22 protein-coding genes and 1 pseudogene are annotated in these 22,167 nt (G+C 61.5%); 10 read left to right on the top strand and 13 right to left on the bottom strand.

The annotated features are described in order from the left end of the window. Positions 1-122 precede the first annotated feature (122 nt). On the bottom strand, positions 123-1,154 hold the full coding sequence (locus JO965_RS44140; protein ID WP_203439776.1) for an IS110 family transposase: 1,032 nt from the start codon (positions 1,152-1,154) through the stop codon (positions 123-125). Between the two features lie 255 nt (positions 1,155-1,409). Further along, complete coding sequence (locus JO965_RS44145) at positions 1,410-1,877, bottom strand: DUF1772 domain-containing protein (protein ID WP_203447889.1); 468 nt, start codon at positions 1,875-1,877, stop codon at positions 1,410-1,412. Positions 1,878-2,388: 511 nt separating this feature from the next. On the opposite strand from JO965_RS44145, the gene JO965_RS44150 reads away from it, so the two are divergent. Together JO965_RS44150 and JO965_RS44155 are read left to right on the top strand one after the other, a co-directional pair. Further along, positions 2,389-2,616, top strand: a complete 228-nt coding sequence (locus JO965_RS44150) for a hypothetical protein (protein WP_203447890.1) — start codon at positions 2,389-2,391, stop codon at positions 2,614-2,616. A gap of 184 nt (positions 2,617-2,800) precedes the next feature. Beyond that, positions 2,801-3,463, top strand: a complete 663-nt coding sequence (locus JO965_RS44155; RefSeq protein WP_246777327.1) for a hemolysin III family protein — start codon at positions 2,801-2,803, stop codon at positions 3,461-3,463. A gap of 158 nt (positions 3,464-3,621) precedes the next feature. Here JO965_RS44155 and JO965_RS49930 read toward each other — a convergent pair whose 3' ends face one another. The 3 genes and pseudogenes from JO965_RS49930 to JO965_RS44165 form a co-directional block, all read right to left on the bottom strand. Beyond that, positions 3,622-3,885, bottom strand: a complete 264-nt coding sequence (locus tag JO965_RS49930) for a hypothetical protein (RefSeq protein ID WP_371827032.1) — start codon at positions 3,883-3,885, stop codon at positions 3,622-3,624. Positions 3,886-3,998: 113 nt separating this feature from the next. Beyond that, positions 3,999-4,079: pseudogene (locus tag JO965_RS49935) on the bottom strand (GFA family protein); the annotation flags it as partial. Between the two features lie 74 nt (positions 4,080-4,153). After that, positions 4,154-5,584, bottom strand: a complete 1,431-nt coding sequence (locus tag JO965_RS44165; RefSeq protein WP_203447479.1) for an NAD(P)/FAD-dependent oxidoreductase — start codon at positions 5,582-5,584, stop codon at positions 4,154-4,156. 299 nt (positions 5,585-5,883) lie between these two features. Between JO965_RS44165 and JO965_RS44170 the strand changes: the two genes are divergently transcribed. Together JO965_RS44170 and JO965_RS44175 are read left to right on the top strand one after the other, a co-directional pair. Then, positions 5,884-6,447, top strand: a complete 564-nt coding sequence (locus JO965_RS44170; protein ID WP_246777276.1) for a sigma-70 family RNA polymerase sigma factor — start codon at positions 5,884-5,886, stop codon at positions 6,445-6,447. After that, positions 6,444-7,175: an anti-sigma factor domain-containing protein gene (locus JO965_RS44175; protein ID WP_203447480.1), complete on the top strand. Its 732-nt coding sequence runs from the start codon at positions 6,444-6,446 to the stop codon at positions 7,173-7,175. Before JO965_RS44170 ends, JO965_RS44175 begins: the two co-directional genes overlap by 4 nt. Positions 7,176-7,311: 136 nt before the next feature. Here JO965_RS44175 and JO965_RS44180 read toward each other — a convergent pair whose 3' ends face one another. Further along, a complete protein-coding gene (locus JO965_RS44180) occupies positions 7,312-7,857 on the bottom strand; it encodes a gamma-glutamylcyclotransferase (RefSeq protein WP_203447481.1) in 546 nt (181 codons plus the stop codon). A gap of 423 nt (positions 7,858-8,280) precedes the next feature. On the opposite strand from JO965_RS44180, the gene JO965_RS44185 reads away from it, so the two are divergent. The 6 genes from JO965_RS44185 (at position 8,281) to JO965_RS44210 (ending at position 12,390) form a co-directional block, all read left to right on the top strand. Beyond that, positions 8,281-8,802, top strand: coding sequence for a fasciclin domain-containing protein (locus JO965_RS44185; protein ID WP_246777334.1), 522 nt, complete (start codon positions 8,281-8,283; stop codon positions 8,800-8,802). Positions 8,803-8,865: 63 nt separating this feature from the next. Further along, complete coding sequence (locus tag JO965_RS44190; RefSeq protein WP_203447483.1) at positions 8,866-9,462, top strand: cytochrome b/b6 domain-containing protein; 597 nt, start codon at positions 8,866-8,868, stop codon at positions 9,460-9,462. Between the two features lie 17 nt (positions 9,463-9,479). Then, complete coding sequence (locus JO965_RS44195) at positions 9,480-10,256, top strand: molybdopterin-dependent oxidoreductase (protein ID WP_203447484.1); 777 nt, start codon at positions 9,480-9,482, stop codon at positions 10,254-10,256. A gap of 11 nt (positions 10,257-10,267) precedes the next feature. Continuing rightward, positions 10,268-10,945: a hypothetical protein gene (locus JO965_RS44200; RefSeq protein WP_203447485.1), complete on the top strand. Its 678-nt coding sequence runs from the start codon at positions 10,268-10,270 to the stop codon at positions 10,943-10,945. Next, the gene (locus tag JO965_RS44205; RefSeq protein ID WP_203447486.1) at positions 10,945-11,436 is read left to right on the top strand and encodes a hypothetical protein; all 492 of its coding nucleotides are present in this window, start codon (positions 10,945-10,947) and stop codon (positions 11,434-11,436) included. The genes JO965_RS44200 and JO965_RS44205 overlap by 1 nt, the downstream gene beginning before the upstream one ends. Before the next feature lie 258 nt (positions 11,437-11,694). Then, entirely contained in the window at positions 11,695-12,390 is a 696-nt protein-coding gene (locus JO965_RS44210; RefSeq protein ID WP_256451956.1) for a DUF998 domain-containing protein, read from the top strand. Between the two features lie 1,665 nt (positions 12,391-14,055). Here JO965_RS44210 and JO965_RS44215 read toward each other — a convergent pair. The 7 genes from JO965_RS44215 to JO965_RS44245 all read right to left on the bottom strand — a co-directional run bounded on the left by JO965_RS44215 (position 14,056) and on the right by JO965_RS44245 (position 22,165). Beyond that, complete coding sequence (locus JO965_RS44215; RefSeq protein WP_203447488.1) at positions 14,056-15,069, bottom strand: ABC transporter substrate-binding protein; 1,014 nt, start codon at positions 15,067-15,069, stop codon at positions 14,056-14,058. Positions 15,070-15,272: 203 nt separating this feature from the next. Continuing rightward, entirely contained in the window at positions 15,273-16,280 is a 1,008-nt protein-coding gene (locus JO965_RS44220) for an ABC transporter substrate-binding protein (RefSeq protein ID WP_203447489.1), read from the bottom strand. Positions 16,281-16,452: 172 nt separating this feature from the next. Next, positions 16,453-17,631: an adenylate/guanylate cyclase domain-containing protein gene (locus JO965_RS44225; protein WP_203447490.1), complete on the bottom strand. Its 1,179-nt coding sequence runs from the start codon at positions 17,629-17,631 to the stop codon at positions 16,453-16,455. A 14-nt stretch (positions 17,632-17,645) separates the two neighbouring features. Continuing rightward, positions 17,646-18,008 carry a response regulator gene (locus JO965_RS44230; RefSeq protein ID WP_173909538.1) on the bottom strand — a complete coding sequence of 121 codons (363 nt, stop codon included), beginning with the start codon at positions 18,006-18,008 and terminating at the stop codon, positions 17,646-17,648. Continuing rightward, positions 18,008-20,632 carry an ATP-binding protein gene (locus JO965_RS44235; protein WP_203447491.1) on the bottom strand — a complete coding sequence of 875 codons (2,625 nt, stop codon included), beginning with the start codon at positions 20,630-20,632 and terminating at the stop codon, positions 18,008-18,010. The genes JO965_RS44230 and JO965_RS44235 overlap by 1 nt, the downstream gene beginning before the upstream one ends. Next, positions 20,619-21,203, bottom strand: a complete 585-nt coding sequence (locus tag JO965_RS44240) for an SCO family protein (protein WP_203447492.1) — start codon at positions 21,201-21,203, stop codon at positions 20,619-20,621. Before JO965_RS44240 ends, JO965_RS44235 begins: the two co-directional genes overlap by 14 nt. Then, entirely contained in the window at positions 21,200-22,165 is a 966-nt protein-coding gene (locus tag JO965_RS44245; protein ID WP_203447493.1) for an ABC transporter substrate-binding protein, read from the bottom strand. The genes JO965_RS44240 and JO965_RS44245 overlap by 4 nt, the downstream gene beginning before the upstream one ends. Positions 22,166-22,167 lie beyond the last annotated feature (2 nt).

The following is a 22,167-nucleotide window of genomic DNA, read 5'->3' on the forward strand; positions in this document are numbered from 1 at the left end:
GCGTGTTCCACCTCGATGAGATGCTCACGGCACTACTTACGGCTTGACCGCCTCCATCGTCCCGGCGACGGGACCTCAGGAGAACGGGACGATCGCCGCCCCGTTCCGAACGCTTGTTTCTCCTATGCGGCAACGCCCTCCCGGTTCCAGCGGAAGGTGGTGCCGTCGATCCAGATGCGATGCAAAATGACCGCAAGCTTCCGGGCCAGCGCCACCTTGGCCCGCCGCATGCCGCGCCGCTTGGCCACCTCCAGCGCCCAGCGCTTGAGCGCAGAGAAGCGCACCGCGCGGGTGAGCAGGATATGGGCTCCTTCATAGAGCGCCGTGCGCACCATCGGATCGCCCACCCGGCTCACGGCTCCCGTGATATCCGTCTCGCCCGACTGATACTTCTTCGGGGTCAGGCCAAAATGCGCGCCCACCGCCCGCGAGCGCGAGAACCGCTCAGGATGATCGACTGCGGACGTGAAGGTGACCGCGATCAGCGCGCCAACGCCTGGCACGCTCATCAGCCGCCGGCAGACCTCGTTCTTCCGGGCGATCGCCAGCATGGCCCGATGCAATCGGGCAAACTCCATTTGCAGCGCGTCCCGGGCGCGCAGCATGGCTTCGGCAATCTTCTCCAGCATTTCATGACCGGCCGTGAGGGTGCGCACCCGGGCGGCAAACTGGCCCTTGCTGATCTCGCCGACCTTCAGGCCGAAGCCGCGCAACAGCCCACGCAGGCTGAGCTCGACATCACGCATCTTGGCCTGCAGCTGCTTGCGGGCCATGAGCAGCGCCCGCACTTCTTGCGCCGGCGGCGACTTGCAGTGGACGGGGCGGAACCAGCCCATGCGCAGCAGTTGGGCGATGCCGCGCGCATCGCGCCGGTCGGTCTTGACGATCATGGCCGAGAGCGCCGCCTTGACATGCCGCGTCTCCAGCAGCACGACTTCGAACCCAGCCTGCACAAGGCCGGCATGCAGCCACTGCGAAAGTGGCCCGGCCTCCAGGCCGACGCGGGTGAGCGGTAGGCTCAGGCTGGCGAGAAAGGCCGCAAGCGCCTCCGGCTCGCTGGCGACCTTCGCCTCGCGGACAATCTGTCCGGAGCCATCGAGGATGCAGACGCTGCTCAGTTCCAAAGACACGTCGATTCCGGCATAGTAGTCCATGGCTGTCCCTCATGATGCTTGGGGCCGATCCGCTCGGACCCCGTTCCAACACACATCACTCTGAGGGACAGCCACCCCGCTCCGCTACTGCGTGAGCGGCAGGCCCATTACGGCATCTAACGGGATGCTCGAATGTTCATCCTGAACGAGTAAGCGCTCACAGCGGGTGCGAGCCTGTTAGAAGGAGCGCGGGTGTTCTGATGCGGGCTCCTCACCTCTCAAGCCCATCGAAAGAATGTGTCGCAACGACTACCGTTAGCCCGCCTCTCGTCCATTTCGCCCCTGGTGCCCTTGGATGATAGCCCAGCCGGTCATGAGCAAGGCTACAAAGACGATGAGAGCGGAGATGGCATGGCCATACTCCCATTGCCGCCGCAGGCTTTCCCAGTTGTCCGGCATCTGGGTCCAGTTCGCCGTGGCTTGATTGGCCGGGAATACCCAGATGAAGAAAACAACGAGGCTAAGCAGGATGAGCCCAATCGAGACCAGCGCGGCCCGCCAGGAGCGCGAGCCGCGGCGTCGCTCAGCCAGGGCGAGAGCCCCATTGGCGAGGATCGCCGCAATGATCGGGATGATGAACAAGGCCCACCCGGCATAGATCTGTTGGACGGTAAAGTAGGCATCGCGATCAAGCCCAATCTTGTGGGGCAACTCAAACAAATGGGCGCCGCTCGGAATGAAAATGAGGGCTGTCAGCGCCAAGGCGGTCAAGCGAAGCAACATAACTTCAATCCCTCTCATCAAGCAACGGGAGTGCGAAGAAGGGTGATCAGGGTTGCGGTGTTCCCGGCGATGCGCTCGTCGAAGTATGAGCCATTCGTCGGAAACAGATGCCAACTGACACTCAACCTCATTTTAATTCAGCCTTTGAGCGCGCCTATACCAAGATTTGTTCTTTCCCTTCCCTGCTGTGGACCATGAGGATCTTTGGAGCAACGAATGAGAAGGTCCCTGCGTGAGAGGAGTACCAAGGCCGATTGACAATAGCGCAATAAGATCGGGAGGTATCGTTGCCCCGCGAATCCTTATGCTCTCCGAGTTGTTCGAGCGTTTCGCTCAAACTTGATGCCTCAATCCATTGTGTATGGATGAGTCCAGGTGCCATGAGTGGGCGAAAAACGTGGCCTGAAACAGCTCCAATTCGCACACCTCTTCGGTGGAGGTGGGCTTCTCACAGAGCGCGCCAGCGGCATACTTGCTTGCAGCACCCAAGGACCTGCAGGAGCGTCGAGCCATGATTGAGACCTTCCAGCGTATCGACGAGCAGACGATGTCCCTGGTGAGCGAGTTCGCACAGCACTATGGATGCTCAAACGAGGTGGCGCTGAAGTTCCTGCTTAAGGTCGGAAAGTACCCACAGGAGGACGGTGAGGACGATGAGGCCTATGCAGCGCGGCTCGAACGGCTGCCGGATCCAGACGTGAAGGTCTACCGTGGGCTTCAAGCGGCGAACGACCTCTGAGCCGCTAGGGCAAAAGTTCGGCGGTAGTACGAATTTTTAGTGCCAAGTGGCCCGCCCCCCGACCAGCACGAGTGAGTGTCCGCGGGTCGGGTCCGGGCGCCGGATGCCCCTGCACTCAATCCTGCCCGCGTCTTTCCTCAATCGACTGGTACACGCGGAGACACACTGCTGTCGGGGAATAGGCTTGCACAGACCAACTGCCGGACGTTTTGAGTATGATCGCGCCGAACTCTGGGCCGATGGGATTATCCATGGCCTTGGCATTGCTCTCGGGTTTGTTGCCGTTTCGGTGCTTGTGACCTCGCTCCCGTCAGACCCGTCGCCTTCAGACCTCGTTCCCATTCTGATTTACAGCGGCGCAATGCTGGCTGTGTTGATGATCTCGGCCGCCTACAACATGTGGCCGATCTCGCCGGTGAAGTGGTGGCTACGCCGCTTCGATCATGCAGCAATTTTCGTCCTGATCGCGGGGACCTACACGCCATTCCTCACCCGAATGGGTGGCGCTATCACGCCCCAACTTCTCATGGTCATCGTCTGGGCAGTTTCCTTAGTCGGAATCATTCTCAAGATCGTGCTGCCCGGCCGCTTCGATCGGCTGTCGATCGGTCTCTACCTCCTGATCGGCTGGAGCGGACTTATTCTGTGGGATCAAATTCTCGCACTGCCGAGTGAAACCCTCTGGCTGCTCGGCGCCGGCGCTATTCTCTACACCGTTGGCGTGATCTTTCACGTGTGGGATCGACTGCGATTTCAAAACGCGATCTGGCACACTTTCGTCCTTTTGGCGACTGCATGCCACTACGGCGCTGTGTTCACCGTCTTCGCCATGACCGAGAGCGCATAAGGAACGGCTTCAGAATCTGGTTCAATATCGGTGTGCTTTGCTGACCCGTCTTTCCATCACCCGAAGGGTGCCGACGGGGGACTGAAACGGGCTGGACTTCCGGATTGGCCCTTCGACTTTCGCGGCCGCACACAGAACAGGGTGGCCGGAGTGGAGCTTCAAGGATTGAGCACGGGACAGACCTGGATCGGACCTGTCGAAGGAGGCGGGGACTTCATAGAGCAGTTCGGCCCTGGCGATCGGGTCGCATATCGCTCGGTCGGCACCTTAAGGCCTAGCGGTGGGCGTTGACCCTGCAGATGCAGGGCCTTGTGACCAAAGCTGACCCAGGGGTGCTTGCTTTGCTCCCAAGCCGAGATCGTCGGCGCGGGAAAGGTCGGATCGGCGAACGCTCCGGCGGCGACGCCGATATATCCTGGCATGAACTCAGCTTCCCAATAGAGCGTCGTACCGCACTCGGGGCAGAAGTGCCCCGGATCATCCGCCCTTCCTGGCCGGGACGGCAAAAGATCTTGCTCGCACCTTCGACGCGAACCTTGTCGGCGGGAAAATAGGCGCTGATGCCGAACGCCGAACCAGTGCGGCGCTGGCACTGCTCGCAATGACACGCGGCCACAAGGGTCGGTTCACCGAAGACTTCGGCTAAGATTTCCGCAGCAGCAGCATGCAATCCTGGGCATGGTCACCTCCTCATTGTTCAGCCTGCAGCACATGGTGGGGCGGCGTATTGCGCGACGACGTGTTGCCGGGCGAGATGCGGAAGGCTGCGAGCATGACCTCGGAGAGCATCCGAGGCCTGAACAGCCGGGTCGGTGGATCCAGGAAGTTCATGACCCGGTAGAACTGGCTCGTCACGTAGGCGCTGCGGTGCGTGGCCCGTTGAACGCGATCCATATACCACTGCATCGGACGCATGCGCAGCGGTCGCTGGTCCGCCAACTCCGGAAGCCGGAAGTCCTCGAGCAACACACCCCTCCAGGCCGCATCGACGATGGGTTTGATCGTCTGGAACCAGCGTCGGGTAAACGTGGGTTCCAGACCACCTTCGGTCTCGGCCTCCGCGAGCATCCGGCCGAGAGCTTCAGCCTCAATGGCTGCCACCGTCATGCCCTGGCCATAGACGGGATTGAAGCTGCAGACGGCGTCGCCAAGAACGATCAGCCCTTCTGGAAAGTGCTCGAGCCGTTCATAGCGATGCCGCAGGCTGCCGGCGAAGCGGAAGTGCTTGATCTGCGACAGGGGTTCGCACTGACGGATCGTCTCGAACAGATCCGGCACGGCGAGCGAGCGCGCATAGGTCAGGAAAGCCTGATCGTCCTGGGGCATCGGCTCATTGGAGAAACCCGGTAGGGTCACGAGCCATCGGTCGCCTTCGATTGGAAAGATGAGACCGCTGCGTGGGGATGGCTTGCCCGTGATGACTAACGCACCCCAATCGGGTCTGCCGTTGTTGCGAGGAAAAGTACGGGTGGCATAGGCCACGCGCGCCCCGACGAGTTCGGTTGCAGGCACGGGAAAACCCAGTTCGTTCAGCCATTGTGGTGTGGCGCTGCCGCGCCCTGTCGCGTCGACCACGAGATCGGCCATGATCTCATGAACCGGTGCCGAGCGGCCCGGCTCGGCCAGGCGAACTCCCGTGACGCGGCTGTCCTCGCCCGCTCGCAGACCGATGATGCGGACGCCATTTATGATCGTGACATTCGGCAGTGCACGAACCCGCTTGTCGATCTGTCCTTCCAGGAGCGGCCGGCTCATCGACAGGAAGACAAGATCGCTGTCATGCCGCATCCGCCAACCGCCCGCGTAGTACCAGGCAAAGTCGCGCCCCGCATTGAGGCGAACGGCGCCCAGGGCTGCAAGCTCGTCCGAGAGGCCCGGCAGCAGGTCGTCCGCAATCATTCTCCCCCGCGCCAGCAGAGCGTGGAGGTGATTGCCTTGCGGGGCCCCCTTCCGCGGCTCCGGAGCCTCGTTCACGCCGTCCCGCTCGATGACGGTCACCTGGGCGAAATGGTCCGAGAGGACACGGGCGGCAAAGAGCCCGGCGATGCTGCCGCCGAGAACGACAGCGTGGCCGAGCGGGCGGCGGGGTGTTCTGATTTGGGAACGTGCAAAGGAGCGCATGGTCTGGTCTCATGCTTTCGGCGGTCATATGGCCTGATCGTTCCGGTTGTAGGCTCGTCCCGTGACCCGGACTGTGAAATGGATCACAGATCGACGGCATGGCTCAGTGCCCGTACGCAGCCAGTACCCGGAGCCTTGTGCCCCGGATGCAGTCCCCCGGCGGCAAATTCTGAGTGGCTCCGCTGGATGTTCGCTCCCTGCGACCGTACTCGAGCCGTGCATCCGGCAGGTCGCCACCGGGGTATGGTGTATAATCCGCGGGTCACGTGAGACGGAATGGTGTGTTTGGGAGGAGAAACGTGCGGGCTCCACGACCGGAAACCGTACCAGCGTCTGAGCTCGACGAAGCTCTCAGACGGTGCGCTCAGGGCGATCAGGGAGCCTTGCGCCAGATCTACGATACGGAGTCCGCCCGCATGCTCGGCGTGGCGCTTCGCCTGCTGCGCCGGCGGGCTCTGGCCGAGGAGGCGGTGCACGATGCCTTCGTCCAGATCTGGCGCCGGGCCGTCAGTTTCGATCCGGCCCGGGGTCAGGCCCGGGCCTGGCTCTATGCCATCCTCCGCCACCGGGCGTTGAACATCCTCCGCGACGAGGGTCGAACGGAGTTTGCGGAAGATGGCGAACCGGTGGCCTTGCCAAGCGAGGACGAAGACGCGGAGGCAAAGGTCATCCGCCTGTCCGAGACCAGCGCCCTGCGGCGCTGCCTCGAGCGTCTCAAGCCGGTCCGCCGCCAAGCCATCGTGCTCGCCTACACGGACGGGCTGAGCCACCGGGAACTGGCCAGGCGCCTCGGCGTGCCGGTCGGCACGGCGAAGTCCTGGATCCGGCGTTCTCTTCTCGTGTTGAGGGACTGTTTGGAATGACCCGCGACGAACGCGACCGGCTTGCGGCCGAGCATGTGCTGGGCCTCCTCGAAGGGGCTGAAGCCACCGAGGCGGAAGAGCTGCTGCGGCACGACCGAGCTTTCCAACAGGCCGTGGCACAGTGGCGTGACCGTTTCCTGGAATTCGACGATCAAGCACCCGTCATCACCAGCGGTGAAGCGCTCTGGCACCGCATCGAGGCGGACCTCGATCGGCCGACGCAGGCAGCCTCCCAATCTTTGCCTGCACCGCTCATTCGCTCCCGCGCGACCTTCACCGAGCTGTGGCGCAGTCTCGCCTTCTGGCGCGTCACCGGTCTGGCCGGCGCCTTCGCATCCCTGCTCCTAGCGGTCGGCCTCGCGGTGGGTGTCTCCCGTGCCCCGCCAACCCCGATCTATGTGGCGGTTCTTCTGACCAACGACAGCCGTCCGGCAGCCATTCTCAATGCGTTTGCCGATGGGCAGGCCGAACTCGTTCCTCTGGAAGGCGTCACGATCCCGCCGGACCGCTCGCTCGAGCTCTGGTCGTTCGCCCATGGAGCCACGGCTCCGCCGGTCTCGATCGGGGTCTTGAACCAAGCCCGGGCGATCCGCCTTCGCCTCGATCAGGTGCCGCAGATTGCGGCGGATCAGTTGTTTGCCGTCAGCCTCGAGCCATCCGGCGGATCGCCGACAGGCCAGCCGACCGGGCCGGTCCTGATGAAGGGCACGGCCACATCGGCGCTCTAAAGCATCGGGCCCAAAAGTGGATTTGCACTGCGGCATCCCCTGCCGTGGATCAGCACAACCCGTTAGCTGCTGCCGTGACAATCCATCACGGCTTCGGTCTCAAAGCGAAGGGCGAAGGCAACAGCTCAGACCTTCTTCAGACCCACTCGGCAACGGCGTTTCCGCACAGGATGCCCGCAAGCCGCAGAGCCATGCCGGGGCACGGCTCGGGCCAGGCAAGGGGACGTGGGAGCGTCATGACGGCCGCGATGGTGTTCCTGGCGTAATCGGCGTTCGTTCCTGCCCGGCCCCACGCGGTCCTGAGCCGGGACAGGAGCCCCGCCTCGGACAACTCGCGGACGCTGGGATTCGACAGGTCGGCGACATAGCAGAGAGCCTTGTCCCATCCCCGTGGCGTCAGAACGTCAATCAAGGAATCGACGTAGCCATCTTCCGCGGTCTCGCGCTCCACCAGGTAGCGCCGGACCGCGGCCTCCCGGGCCTCGGCGACCTCATACGCGATGCCGATGCAGCAGGGGCCGGGGACAAGACCGAGGACGACGCCGGGACTGTCAGCGGAACCGCGATGGACAGTGGAAGGGATGCACCAGGAACGGCGCCAGCCGGGAGCCAGCGCGGGCATCGTCGACTCATAGTCGAAACCCGGGTTCCAGATCAGCGAGCCATAAGCGAATACCAGCATGGCGCAGTCCTGTTCGCGCCGTCACGGAGCGGTTGAGTCCACGCTGCCGGCGGCTCCGCACTTTTCAAGGGCCAAGTTCGCTTTAGCGAACGTCTATTCCCTTCTAGCGCGCAATGGGATTGTCGACTGTGATCGCGCTCACAGGGCCCCTTGCTATAGACGAGAGCGTCTGATCCGGCGGAGCAGATATGACGGCCAACGGTTGTAGCTGGCCCTCTTCCCTCATGACCTCGTGAACATTCCTTCCCGGGAAGCTGCATCCGCCGGGCATTCCCGCGGGTACCCATCCCAGAAGCCGGATGGGTCCGGCTTCCAGGGGCGCCGCCCGGCTGTGGCTGGCGCATTCACCACCCTTGGGAGACGATTATCATGAAGATTCATATTGCTCTTGCTACCCTTGTTTGTGTCGGCCTCGCTCAGCCTATGCCCGCGTTCGCGCAGTCGAAGATGACCTCGGAGAAGACCGTCACGGTCGGCGGCGCTCCGATGTATCCGTCACGGACCATTGTTGAGAATGCCGTCAACTCGAAGGACCACACCACATTGGTGGCCGCCGTGAAGGCCGCGGGGCTCGTCGAGACGCTTCAGGGGACTGGCCCCTTCACGGTGTTCGCCCCGACCAACAAAGCTTTTAGCAAGCTGCCGAAGGGCACCGTCGAGACACTCGTCAAGCCGGAAAACAAAGCCATGCTGACCGGGATCCTCACCTACCATGTCGTGCCCGGGCGCTACACTGCACAGGACCTGATGGCGCTGGTGGCACGCGGCGAGGGGCAGGCGATGCTGACGACAGCGAATGGCGAGCAGCTCACGATCAAGCAGTCCGGCCGCAACCGGCTCGTCGTCACCGATCGCAAGGGAGATCAGGCCGTGATCACGATCCCCAATGTCCTGCAATCGAACGGCGTGATCCACGTTGTCGATACGGTTCTGCTCCCGAGCTGAGCGCCACAGGCCGCGGGCGGCCTCGCCCGCGGCCTCGCTCCCCTCTTGGCTGGAGATCCGATCATGCCCGCCTCACGCCCGATCATTCATCCGCTTCTGATCCGCACTACGCACTGGATCAATGCCACCGCCATGGTGATCATGATCATGAGCGGCTGGGAGATCCACAACGCCGATCCGATCCTACCTTTCAGCATTCCCTCGTCGCTCACCCTGGGAGGATGGCTCGGTGGCGCCACGCAATGGCACTTCGCCGCGATGTGGGTGCTGGCTGGCAACGGACTCGTGTATCTTGCCTACGGACTCGTTTCGGGCCGGCTGTATCGCAGGCTCTGGCCGATCAGCCCGCAGGCTGTTTGGGAGGATCTCAGAGCTGCCCTTACAGGGCATCTGAGCCACGCGGACCTGGCGTCGTACAACGCTGTCCAGCGGTTGTTGTACAGCGGGGTGATCCTGGCCATCGGCCTCGCCGTGCTATCAGGCCTTGCGATCTGGAAACCGGTCCAGTTCGGCGCACTCACAACCCTCCTCGGTGACTTCGACACAGCCCGCCTCATCCATTTCCTGGCAATGGGCGCGATCGTGCTCTTCCTTGTCGTTCACGTGACCATGGTGCTGCTCGTCCCGCGCAGCCTCGTGTCCATGGTCCGCGGCCGCTAACCTATGGAGACTCCGCCATGCCGTTTCCCTGGCGATCAGAACCTCACCCCGATACCACCGCCATCGTGCAGGAGAGCGCCCGCCGCCTCGACCTGCCAACCCGGCGGTTGTTCCTGAAGCAGGCCGCCGGCTTGGGCACACTCACTCTGCTGGCGGGCTGTGATGTTGTCGATGGCGTTTCCGCCGAAGCCGCACTCGGACGCATGTCCGACTTCAACGATCGGGTTCAGGCCTGGTTGTTCGACCCCCACCAGCTCGCACGCGAATACCCGGGCAGCGCCATCACCCGTCCCTTCCCGTTCAATGCATTTTACCCGGAAGGCCAGTCGCCGGAGGTCGATCCTGAGTCGTATGCGCTCGAGCTGGTGGGACTGGTGGAGAGGCCGGCACCCTGGTCCTTGCGGCAGCTTTACGCCCTGCCCCGTGTCACTCAGATCACCCGCCATATCTGTATCGAGGGCTGGAGCGCAATCGGCAAATGGGGCGGCGTGCGGTTCTCGGAGTTTCTCACCCGCATCGGCGCCGATACGCGGGCGCGCTATGTGACCTTCCGCTGCGCCGACGGCTATGCCACCAGCCTCGATATGGCCACCTCGCTACATCCGCAGACGCAGCTTACCTTCTGGTTCGACGATGCCGTGCTGCCGCGGAAGTACGGCTTCCCGTTGAAGCTGCGGGTGCCGACCAAGCTCGGGTTCAAGAACCCCAAGCACATCGTCGAGATCGAGATCGGCAACGACTACACCGGCGGCTACTGGGAGACGTATGGCTACAACTGGTTCAGCGGCCTGTGAGGAGAACCGCCATGCGCCTGGTGCCATACCGAGTAGGAATTGTCCTCGTCACCGGGGTCCTCGCCCTCGGTGGCTTGATCACTGGCGCGGGACCACAGGGCCAACCGGATCTGCGCCGGTTTGATCCGATCGCTGTTGGGGCGGCAGAGGCGGAACTCTGGCGCGCCTATTACGATCATCGATACGCGACGCTCGCTATGAGGCTCGTTCTGTTCAATCGGACGCAGTACGGCTTCTCACTGGCGGATAGTCTGCGCTCCGGCCTGTCGGCGATGCGGGCCGCCCAGCGGTTTCAGATATCGCAATCCCGTGATGAAGCCATGGCGGCCCTGCCGGCCCTCATCGACCACTTTGCCGTGATCCGGCAGGCGACGCACGCCCGCTTCGATCCCGTTGAGGCCGCGCGACTTGAGCTGGACTGGTGGCAGGCCCGGCGGGAGAACGTCGGGGTCGCCGGCTATGCGTCACTGATCGCGGCTGCAACGGCTTATGTCTACGAGATCGCCCCAGGCTCACTGGCTGCCTATGCCCGGCTGCGTGCCGAGGCCATGGATCTGCGGGATACTCGCGCCGATCGGATCAGGGAAGACGATTGGCAGACGATTGCCGACCGGCTGATGCGAGCCTACCAGGCTTTGCATGCTGCGACCGCACTGCCTTCGATGCGTTTGAGTGGAGATCAGCGCTGATGGCCCAACCTCCCGGATCAGCCTTCGTACTGGTGTCGCACTGGCGGGTGCCGGGCGACATCGGGGCTGCGTTCGGCTGCCTCGGCGACCCTGAGATCGCCCGCTGGTGGCCCGAGGCGTATCGGGAGGTACGCGAGATCTTTCCTGGAGATGCGGAAGGATGTGGTCGCGTGCTCGACATCCTGACCCGCAGCCGGATTCCTTATCCGATACGCTGGCGGCTGGAGGTGATCGAGGTCCGCCGGCCGGAGCATCTGGTGGTGCGGGCGTCCGGCGATCTCGCTGGCGAAGGGGTTTGGGAGTTGCGCCAGAGAGGCGCCTTTGTCGCGATGACCTACACCTGGTGTGTTGAGGTGACCAAGCCGTGGATGCAATGGCTGACACCTGTGCTCCGCCCGTTCTTTGCCGCCAATCACCACTGGGTCATGCGTCGCGGGGAGATTGGCCTGACGCGAGAACTGGCCCGCTTGGATTCCCAGGCTCATGATTGAGGATCAGCGGATGGAGCTTGCGGTTTTTGCTGTGACCGGGAGGGTCACGACCGGCACCGACTGTGACCCCTCAGTTGTTGACGGTTGCTTCGTATCATCAACAGGTTGCGCTTACTCTGACAGAGGTCAATGCTTCCGAGCCGATTTACAGGCACGATTTTTTCGTCTCCGTGGCGGCTGACCCGTCAGCGTCCGTTGCGGACTTGAAGCTCTTGTTGGAGCGATCGCGTCACACCGAGGGATGGAACGATTCGCAAGATGATTGAAGACAATCGAAAGTTCACACCCAAGCTGGATCGATCGTCAGCGCGACTGGGAGCGACTGCGTGGCTGGTGAGCTCGCTCCTTTACTTGGCTTGCGAAGCCATGACTGCATCAGCCTTCCCTGGCTATAGCTATGCTCACAATTACATCAGCGACCTCGGCGTCCCTGACGTCGGCGATTTCATGGGGCGCTTCTTGAACTCCCCATTGCATGCGGTGATGAATTTTGGGTTCATCGCTCGTGGCTTGTTGCTCCTGATTGGCAGCCTCTTGATCCTGCGTCCCGTGTCGGTCGCGCGCGGGCGCACACCGTTATTGATTTTGGCCCTGCTCCACAGTGTGGGCATTGTGCTCGTTGGCCTCGTCCCGAGCAGCCCGACCTCGGCGGCAGCGGGCCTGATTGGCGTTCACACTCTCGGGGCCCTTCTGGCGATCCTTGGTGGAAACACCATGGCACTCGTCGCGGGGCTTCGTGGCGATCCAATCACGACCTTGAGATCGTACCGGATCATCAGCATTGCTTTGGGCGCTTTTGGAGGAGCCAGCTTCATCATGCTGATGGCGAATATCAGCCTCGCCCGCTCAATCCTGTTTGCCGACGGGATTTGGGAGCGTCTGAGCGTTTATACCATCATTGCTTGGACGTTGGTCTCCTCCTTCGCGATCTTTGCCCGCGATCGAAGCTCCTGATGGCTGACTTCCACTCGCAGCAGCCAACGAGGGGTCAGCGCAAGATCTGTTCCTGATTATACGCCGGCATTATAAACCAAAGACAGCTTTTCCTTGGGAACTATGGCTTTGTGCGAGGCTCTGACCTCGTGGTCGGCGGTGGCGAGCATCACTACCATGTCGGACATGGCTAGGGCGTTCCAAGATAAGGACCTCCAAGATAAGGACCATTGATGGCATCTGCTTGCGGCGATGGTCTGGCATAAGGCGGATTTGCCTCACCTTCGGCTATTGCCGCTCCATCACACCGCCGGTGCTTCGGTTCAGGCGGTTGGGCACGAAATGCGTCAAACCAAGATCCGAGAAAGCGATCCCATCTCCAGAATTGCTGTGTTTGGTTTATAATGCCGGCGTGTGTTTGGAAGCAGTTCTTGTTCCGACCCCAATATGCGAGCTGTCACGGGCTTGATTGGCTTGGCCGAAGTCCTGCCACGCCCGATTGGTGGCGACAATCGTTCCAGACTGGTCGAGAACCGCGATAGGAGCAGTAACGGCGTCCAGGACGCCCTGAGCCGAGGGAACAGCTGGGATCCCGTTCTGCTCTGACCTGGGAGGCATGGCCATGCCCTCCAAGAGCGTGACTTGGATGCAGGACAACGGACACAGGCCCGGTTCCGTTCACCCAGGCCCGCAAGTATCCAACCCTTGGATGCCATCAGAGGTGAGCACCGGGTCATCCTGAGGTCGGCCGGGGCCGAGCCAAACCAAGTGATCGTTGGCACGTGAGTACAGGTCCGCAAGTTGTCCGCTCCCGTTCATGGGAGAAGCACGCCTTCCGAAGGAGTAGGCAACCCCATCTCAACGCTGAGCTTGCTACAGGACCACTGGGCCAACCGTCGCTGGCACCGGCGCATTCCACCCTTGTAGCCACGGGAAGGCGGTGATTGCTCTCCCTCCGACGTTTTGCTCTTCCCCTGCCCTCTCCTCTTGTACCTCCATGAATACTTAATCGAGCAGCCAGCAGTCCCAAGCTCCTGCTCTCATCCTGGCAACAAAGGCGGCACAGGACTTTGACGGGAAGGTTACCGCAGTTGACGCATTTGATCCCTCGCTCGTTCCAAAGCTGCGCTTCGTCCCGACGCTGAGTCATTGATAGAGATTGAAACGGCTGTGGGAGATGTCGGTTGACATCTTGGAATGAGAATTTCGGGCTTATGGCTGCTTTGGGCATCAATAGTGAGACAAACGGGCTGTTTGATTTCTCACTTTAGATGTCAATTCGAATGCGGTGCACTCTACGCTGTCGCCAATCCCACCTGCAAAATCAGAGACCAATGTTGGACGGCGGCAGTCTCAAAAGAAATGTACAAAGCCAATCAAATTCTCAAATTATATGTATAATCTCAAATTACATGCTCAAAGCCAAGTGCTTGAAAACGCTCACCACGACGTCTCACACCAAGATACCAACGGATACCCGGGGACTGACACAATGGCGATAATCTGATCCTGACCCGTTGTGCGCTCGTTGCAGAGGCTCGAACCAGCAGCCCGACGCCTATGAACCGAGCGCCGGAGCACCGGAGATTGGTGAGGACGGGCCACACTCCGGGCCATCTTGCCGCCCTGCGGGCCGTAATTATGCCCTGAGCCTCCTGACGTGGCGAGCAATCAATTGCTATCCGTTCACGTTTTCATCTCCCGCCTTAGCTCGTCGAGGAAGCGCCAGTCGGTAAATTTCGAGATAACGTCTTTTGGCGTCTTTTTGATCATTCTCACTTCAGACAGCCGCAGGGTGAAGAAACGCACGGTGTCTTCCGGGTCATACTCTCGCCACGAGCCGTAGCGTGCGTCTTTCAGGATCGTCAGCGCACACTCGGGCGAGAAGCCGACATCGGCCATCCGTCGCGCCACCATCTCTGATTGCGTGTGGCAGATGTCAGTCGCTTTCAAGATAGCACGCAACATACGCTTGGTCGCGACCGGGTTCCTGCTCACAAAATCGGCGTTGGCGGTCACCATGCAGCAGAAATAGTTAGACCAGGGGCGATCATCGGCAGTATTGACGACGACGTGCCCGACGTTGCGCATGCATGGCTGCGAGGGCTCAGGCGGGGCGCCGATGAAGGCATCGATCTCACCGGCGGTGAAGAGGTCGGCTTGGCTCACCGACGAATTTGTCACCCATTTGATGTCCACTCCGGGGTCGACTCCGACATAAGAGGCCATCGCGCTTACCAGCAGATGATCTGCTGCGCCGATGGCGGAGACGCCCACCCGTGTTCCTCGCAAGTCCCCGATGCTCTTGATGCTGTCCTTGGCACGCAGTTCCATGCATCCCACGTGAACCCCGGATAGTATCGTCAAGGGTCTGCCGACATCGACAAGCGGGAGAAAGTCGACGCAGGCCTCAAGGCTGACGTCGATCTCGCCATTCGCCACCATGCCCACTGAGATAATCGGTGTTGGCACATAGTGGACTTCGGCAAAGCCTTCTCCAAGAAGCAGATCTTTGGCGAGGTATAGTGGCGCCATGCACGCGGCAGGGACTGCGGGGAGGCGGATGGTGGTCGTTTCCGGGGGCGGCTCAGCCCAAGCTGGTGCCGAGGTGCCGATAAGGCCTGCAGTGCCAGCAGCCGTTAGGCCAGCTAGGAAAGTGCGGCGATCTTGAATGAATGGTCCAGCGTATAGGGTATGCATGAGAACCTCCCTTCCAAATGATGGTCAGTGTGACAGGCTGCAAAGAAACACCTGTCGAACCGCTCGGCAGACAAAGACCTTCTCGCCTCCTGTCATGCCGACGCTTACCAGACTTTCATCCGGTACGAGCCTCGATGGCGGCCCGGTGCGTTGGAAGGATCATCTGAGACCATTCCGTCACCGGATGTGCAACGACCACTCGCTCATGTCTTCAACTCACGCTTGATCTCATTGAGAAAGCGCCAATCGGTGCCAGTGGCAATGATCTTTTGCGGGCTCGACTTGATCATACCTCCTTCACGAAGCCGCAACGAGAAGAACCTGATCGTGTCCTCCGGATCGAGCTCCCGCCATTTGGCATAAGGGATGTCCCTGAGCGTCTGCAGGGCCGAGTCATAGTTTGTGGCATACCCATCGCTGATCAGAAGCCTGGCCACACGTTCCGACTCCGAGACGCACAGATCATTGGCCTTGAGGACAGCGCGCAAGACCCTCTTGGTGGCCGCTGGATACTTCGCGGCATAAGCTGCATTGGCGGCCAACATGCAGCAAAAATACTGTGACCAGGGGCGGTCCTGGAGGCTGTTGAGGATGACATGGCCAATCTTGCGAGCGCGCAGTTCTTGGGGCTCGGGCGGTCCCGCAAGGAAGGCATCAACCTTGTGCTGTGCGAACAACTCCATTGGGTTGACGTCACTCGTCACCCAATCAATGTCCTTGAGAGGATCAAGCCCGACATAACTTGCCATAGCACTGACGTAGACGTGCGGATCCGATCCGCGGGCCACCCCCACAGCGACACTCTTACCCTTCAGGTCGAGGACGCTGTTGATGCCCTCATGCGCGAACAGCTCGTAGCAGCCCACATGCACGCCGCTGAGCACCTTGATCGGATCTCCCTGATCGATGCGAATGGCAAGTGCAGTTCCATACTCGACGACGAAGTCGACGTCTCCGCGCGCCGCCAGCGCTATCGAGGTCAGGCTGGCCTGTGTATCCACATAGCGGAAGTCCGAGAGCCCATCAGCGCGGATCAGCTCTTCGGCCACAAATTGCGGTGCCAGGCAAATTCCCGGAGACCGTGCGAAGCGGACAGAGGTTGTCTCAAGCGCAGCCTCCTCGGCGAAGGCTCCAGGACGGTTCAACAGTGGAACAAGTCCCATGGCGGTGAGGCCGGTTAGGACATGACGGCGGGTCTGAATGGTATTCATGGACTGCCTCCTCCCGTTGATCTCGGATCAGCCAGCTCAAACCTTCTGCTCGCACAGGAACGTGCTGAAGTAAGCTGGCTTGTTCCTTCGACGGCAATCGTCTGCGTTTCGTGGGCATGTTCCTCAATGACAGCGCATCTGTGAGCCAGGAGCGGGAGGCGTCTTGGTTTTCTCAAAGGACGTCTCCTTGCTCGACTCTTTCACCAGCTGCCTCGTGTCTCGACTCGTCACACGACCCACGCCATGAAACGAGCTCGAAGGCTGGGACCGGCTTGTGAAACCCTTTTAGCGTCAGATCGCCAACCGGACTGACCTCAATCCTCCCGTAGACCGAAGCCACGACCTTCTGGCTAAGCAGGATCTGGCCAGGCTTCGCGTCGCCGCATAAACGGCATGCGAGGTTTGGCACCGTGCCGATGACCGAGTATTCCTGCCGGTGCTCGAAGCCAACACTGCCCAATGTCGCGTATCCTCGGGCAACGCCAACACCGAAGCCGAGATCATGCCCTCGTTTCCGCCAACCTTCGGCCAGGACATGAATGCGCTCGCGCATGTGGAGCGCCAGCCTCACCGCGCGCTCGGTATGATCCTGCTGCGGGAGCGGATCGTTGAACAGCACCAGCACGCCATCCCCGACAAAGCGCTCCAGAGTCCCCTCGAGTTGCAGCACGAGCTGCCCGATCGCAGTATGATACTCCCGGAGCACGGTAATCACTTCCTCCGGCTCCGCCGTCTCGGCAAAGCCCGTAAAACCACGTAGATCCCCGAACACGACCGTGACATCACGCCGGTGGCTCTCCAGGGGATCCGCTCCTCCCCGCCCTGCGACCACGAGATCCGCCACTTGCGGTGGCAGGAACCGGCGCAGGCGCTCCATTCGGCCAATCTGCTCAACCTGCTCGGTGACGCGCTGCTCGAGTCGCTGGTTCCAGGTGGCCAGTTCCCGGGCCTGGTCTTGGACGGTGTCGTGCAGCGCCTTGATTCGCAGCATGGACCGGACCCGCGCCAGCAACGCGGCATGGTCAATCGGTTTGGTCAGATAGTCGTCGCCACCGGCATCGAGGCCTTCGATCACGTCCCGCGGGTCCGACTTGGCGGTGACGAGAATGACCGGGATGTGCCTGTGCGCGGCGTTGGCCTTTAGTCGCCGGACGGTCTCGATCCCGTCGAGCCTGGGCATCATGATGTCCAGAAGGATTAGATCAGGTTCGAGCTCCACCACCCGGGCAAGCGCCTCCTCGCCGTCGCCGGCCGTCGCAACCTCGTAGCCCTGGCTCCTGAGCCGACGCGTCATCAGGTCAAGGTTCTGCGGCGTGTCGTCGACCACGAGAATAAGAGGTAGATCACGCATGGCCGGTGTCCTCTTCATGCGAGATACTCCTGGACTTTCGCCAGCAGATTGCGTGGACTGAACGGCTTGGCGACATACCCGTCACAGCCAGCCTCACGCGTCTTCGCCTCGTCGCCAGCAAGGGCGTAGGAGGTGACGGCGATGATCGGAATGTGGTGCAGGTCCGGATTGGCCTTGATGCGCCGCGTCGCGTCGTAGCCATCCACCAGCGGCAATTGGATGTCCATCAGGATCAGGTCGGGCCGGTGTCGTTCGGCTTGGGCGATACCTTCCTCGCCATTGACCGCCTCCAGCACCTCGAAGCCTGCCCGCGTGAGCAGATCGCGCAGCATCTTTCGATTGTGCCAGGTGTCCTCCACCACCAGGATGCGCTTCATCACGCCGCCTCCATGACGCCGCCAGCTTGGAGCGGGATCCTGATCCGAAAGGTGGAACCCTGCCCCAGGGTGGATTCCACAGAGATCGTCCCGCCATGCATCTCGACGATGCGCCGTGAGATCGCGAGCCCCAGACCCGTACCGCCCTTTTGCCGGGTTGAGGAATTGTCGACCTGCTGGAAGGCATCGAAGATCCGCTCCTGGTCGGTCGGGGCAATTCCCGGGCCAGTGTCAGTCACAGCTAGCTCCAGCAGGTCACCGACCGCCGTTGCGGCGATTGTGACCGAGCCTGCGTCGGTGAACTTGATGGCGTTGCCGACGAGGTTGAGGAGAGCCTGGGTGAGCCGCCGTTCATCACCCCGTCCCAGCGGGAGATCCCCCGCGATGTCGACCTTCAGGTCGAGGCCTTTGGTCTGGGCGAGCGGTTGGGCGACAGAGGCCACGGCCTCGATGACGCCTTGGACGGCATACTCATCGAGCGCCAGCGCAAGCTGCCCGGCCTCGATCTTCGAGAGGTCGAGCACGTCATTGATGAGCGCCAGAAGGTGCTGGCCGTTCGCCTGAATGTACTCCAGGATCTCGTGAGCTTCGCCAGTCACGTCGCCGTAGACGCCATCGAGCAGCATCTCCGTATAGCCGAGGACCGCATTCAAAGGGGTGCGCAGCTCGTGGCTCATGTTGGCCAGGAACTGCGACTTATGCTGGCTCGCAATCTCGAGCTGACGGCTCTTGTCCTCGATCTCGCGGAAGAGCCGTGCGTTCTGGATGGCGAGCACCGACTGGTTCGCGAAGGTCTGCATCAGGTCGACGGTCCGCCTGGGAAACTCCGCTTGCTCCCGCCGCATCAGCACGAGCGTCCCGAAGACCCGTTCCGCCCGGACGAGTGGAACAACCAGAACGCTCCGGATTCCGGCGCCGACGGCGGCATCGCGCAGCGGCCAGTTCGGCAGTTTCATGATATCGCTGACGGCGACCGGGACATGCTGCTGGATCGCACGTCCCATAGCTGTCTCGACCTCCAGGATCCGGATGTGGCGAACCCGCTCCGAAAAGTCCTCATCAAGGCCGCTCGCCCGCCATAGCACGAAGGCACGGTTCGTTCGATCGTAGCGGAACAGCCCACAGGCATCCGCCTGGCCCAGTGCCATGGCCCGGCTGGAGACCAGATCGAGGACTTGGGTCAGGTCGAGGGTGCCGCTGACGGCCTGACCGGTCTCAGCAAGAGCCTTTAACTCTTCAACCGAGGCGGCCAGTGCGGCGGACTGCTCCTTAAGTTCTCTGACGAGGCGGGCATTCTCGATGGCGATCACCGCCTGATCGGCAAAGACCGTGATCAGATCAATCTGCTTGTCGGTAAAGGGTTCGACATAGAGACGAGAGAGCACGATCGCGCCGATCGGTTCCCCATCCCGCAGCAGGGGCACACCGAGTACGGTGCGAAAGCCCCCGAAGGCCTGGGCTTCCTTCCACATATAACGGTGGTCCGTCTCGATATCCTCATAGTGGAGGACGCGACGCTCCGTGGTGGTGCGCCCGACAATGGTGCCGATCGCATCCGGACTGATGGGGTTGTTCTCGAGGAACTGCTTGAACTCGTCAGAGAAGCCGTACGAGGCCCGGAGCCGATAAAGTCCATTATCCAAGCGGAACAGGAGCGCCCGATTGGCCCGGCACAGCCGAGCGGCGGTCTCCAGTAATGTGTCGAGCACGGGCTGCAGGTGAAGCGTCGAGCGACTGATGGCCTTGAGTACCTCACCGGTGGCGGTCTGGTAGGTCAGCGCCTCGGTAAGCTCATGCGTGCGTGCCTCGATCTGCCGGTAAAGCTGCCCGAGCTGCTCGGATGTCCGATTGACGTTCTGAGCGAGCGCGCCGAGCTCGTCCCGATTGGCGATCGTGACCTTCTGGGCAAAGTCGCCGGCCGCGATTTGGCTGAGATGGGTCTCAATCTCCTTGACCGGCTCGATCAGCGACCATGAGATGATGTAACCAAGGCCGAGCGCCAACAGGATACTGCCGATGACAAACGAGATCACGACGGCCCGGGAGGTGGCGTAGGCCCGCTCGGTCGTCTCGATCGCGTCCACCATGTCGGCCTCGGCGATGTTGACCAGCTGGTTCGTCAGCCGTTCCAGACGATCCGCCAGCGGCATGATCTGTGCCAGTTGCGTTGTCCGCGCTTCATCCCTCTGGCCGGTGCGGATGAAGTCCACCACCCGTGTCACCTCAGCCGTCAGGCGGTCATAGTCCTGGCGGACTTGAGCAAGAAGCTCGGCCTCGTCCCGGGCGATGAATTCCATGCGATCGAGATCGTAGCCGAACTGCCTGAGCTGACGGAGCGCTGCATCGAGCATTCGGTCCTCCTGCAGCAGGAGTGCGGTCGAGATGCTGTAGAGCTGGCTCGTGGTATCGTGCTGGACCTGATGATAGGCTGCAATCTTGCGCTGCTGACGGATCAGCACATCAGTTTGCTCGTTGACCCCGCTCAGCACCTGCAACCCCACCGCCCCAAGCACGATGAGGAGCCCGACGATGGAGAGAAACGCGGCGAGCAGCTTGGTCTGAACGCGCGCCGGCAACCGGGCGACCCAGCCGACCAGCCAGTTCCTGATACTATTCGGCCTCATCGAGGAGCTTGAGAAGATCACCGCGGAACTCCTCTAGATCGAACCGGACGCCGAGATACTGCACACGCAGGTTCCCCTTCGGGTCGATGAGTGACGTCAGGAAGGTGTGGTCGACGTCGCCGGACGCGGTCTTCTTCGCGAAGACGCCGTACTTTCGCTCGACCTCACGGATAACAACGGGGTCACCGGTCAGAAAGGCCCAGCCTTTCAGGTTGGCGCCGAAATTCTGCGCATATTGCTTCAGTGCTTCGGGCGTATCGCGCTCGGGATCGACGGTGATCGACACGAAGGCGATCTTCGAGCCAAACACGGAACCCAGCTTTTCCTGTACGCGCGCCATGTTGTCGGTCAGCAGCGGACAGGTGTCCGTGCAGGACGCAAAGATGAAGGTGACAGCGACCGCCTTGCCACGGAAATCGTGGAGCGACACGCGATTGCCATCCTGCGACGTCAGGGTAAAGTCCGGTGCTGACCGTATGACCGGTAAGCGCTGGTTGCGCGGTGCGTCGTGGCTCTGCGCCGGCCAGGACAGCAGTGCTGCCAGCAGAAGGGATGCAAGCCGCCCGCTCATGTCTTCAACTCACGCCTGATCTCATTGAGGAAGCGCCAATCGGTGCCGCTGGCGATGATCTTCTGTGGGCTCGACTTGATCATGCCGGCCTCATGCAGGCGCAAGGAGTAGAACCGGATCGTATCCTCCGGGTCGTAGTCCCGCCATTTGGCGTAGGAGATCTCCTTGAGGGCTTGAAGGGCGGGATCGTACCGCTTGGTATAGCCACCATTCACCAAGAGCGTGGCCACCTGCTCGGGATTCGAGACGCACAGATCAGTCGCCTTGAGAACAGCGCGCACAACCCTTTTGGTGGCCGCAGGATAGTTCTCCAGATATGACGCATTGGTGGCCAGCATGCAGCAGTAGTATTGGGACCAGGGGCGGTCCAGAATGCTGTTGACAATGACATGGCCGACCCTGCGGGCGCGGAGCTCCTGCGGCTCTGGCGGAAAGGCCACAAAGGCGTCGATCCTGCCCTGCGTGAACAGCTCCATCGGGTTGACGTCACTCGTCACCCAATTGATGTCCTTGAGCGGATCAAGCCCGACATGGGTCGCCATTGCTGTCACAAAGACATGCGGGTCGGACCCCAGATTTTGCCCGGCGCCGACAGTCTTGCCTTTCAGGTCGAGGACACTATTGATGCCCTCATGCGCGAAAAGTTCGTAGCATCCGACATGCACGCCGGTGAGGATCTTGAGGGGTGCCCCTTGATCGATCTGCAGAGCCAGAGCGGTTCCGAACTCAACAACAAAGTCCACTTCGCTGCGGGCCAGCATCGCGGTCGCGGTCAGACCGGCCACTGCATCCACGTAACGGAAGTCGGAAAACCCATCGGCGCGGAGCAGGTCTTCTGCCACAAACTGCGGTGCGTTGCAGATTCCAGGAGATTTCGAGAAGCGAACGGTGGTGGTATCAAGCGGAGCCTCCTCCGAGGAGGCTCTCCGGGTATCGAGCAGGGCGGCTAAGTAGGTCGCCATAA

It is taken from the genome of Microvirga sp. VF16 (genome assembly GCF_016864375.1).
In the GTDB taxonomy this organism is placed as follows: domain Bacteria; phylum Pseudomonadota; class Alphaproteobacteria; order Rhizobiales; family Beijerinckiaceae; genus Microvirga.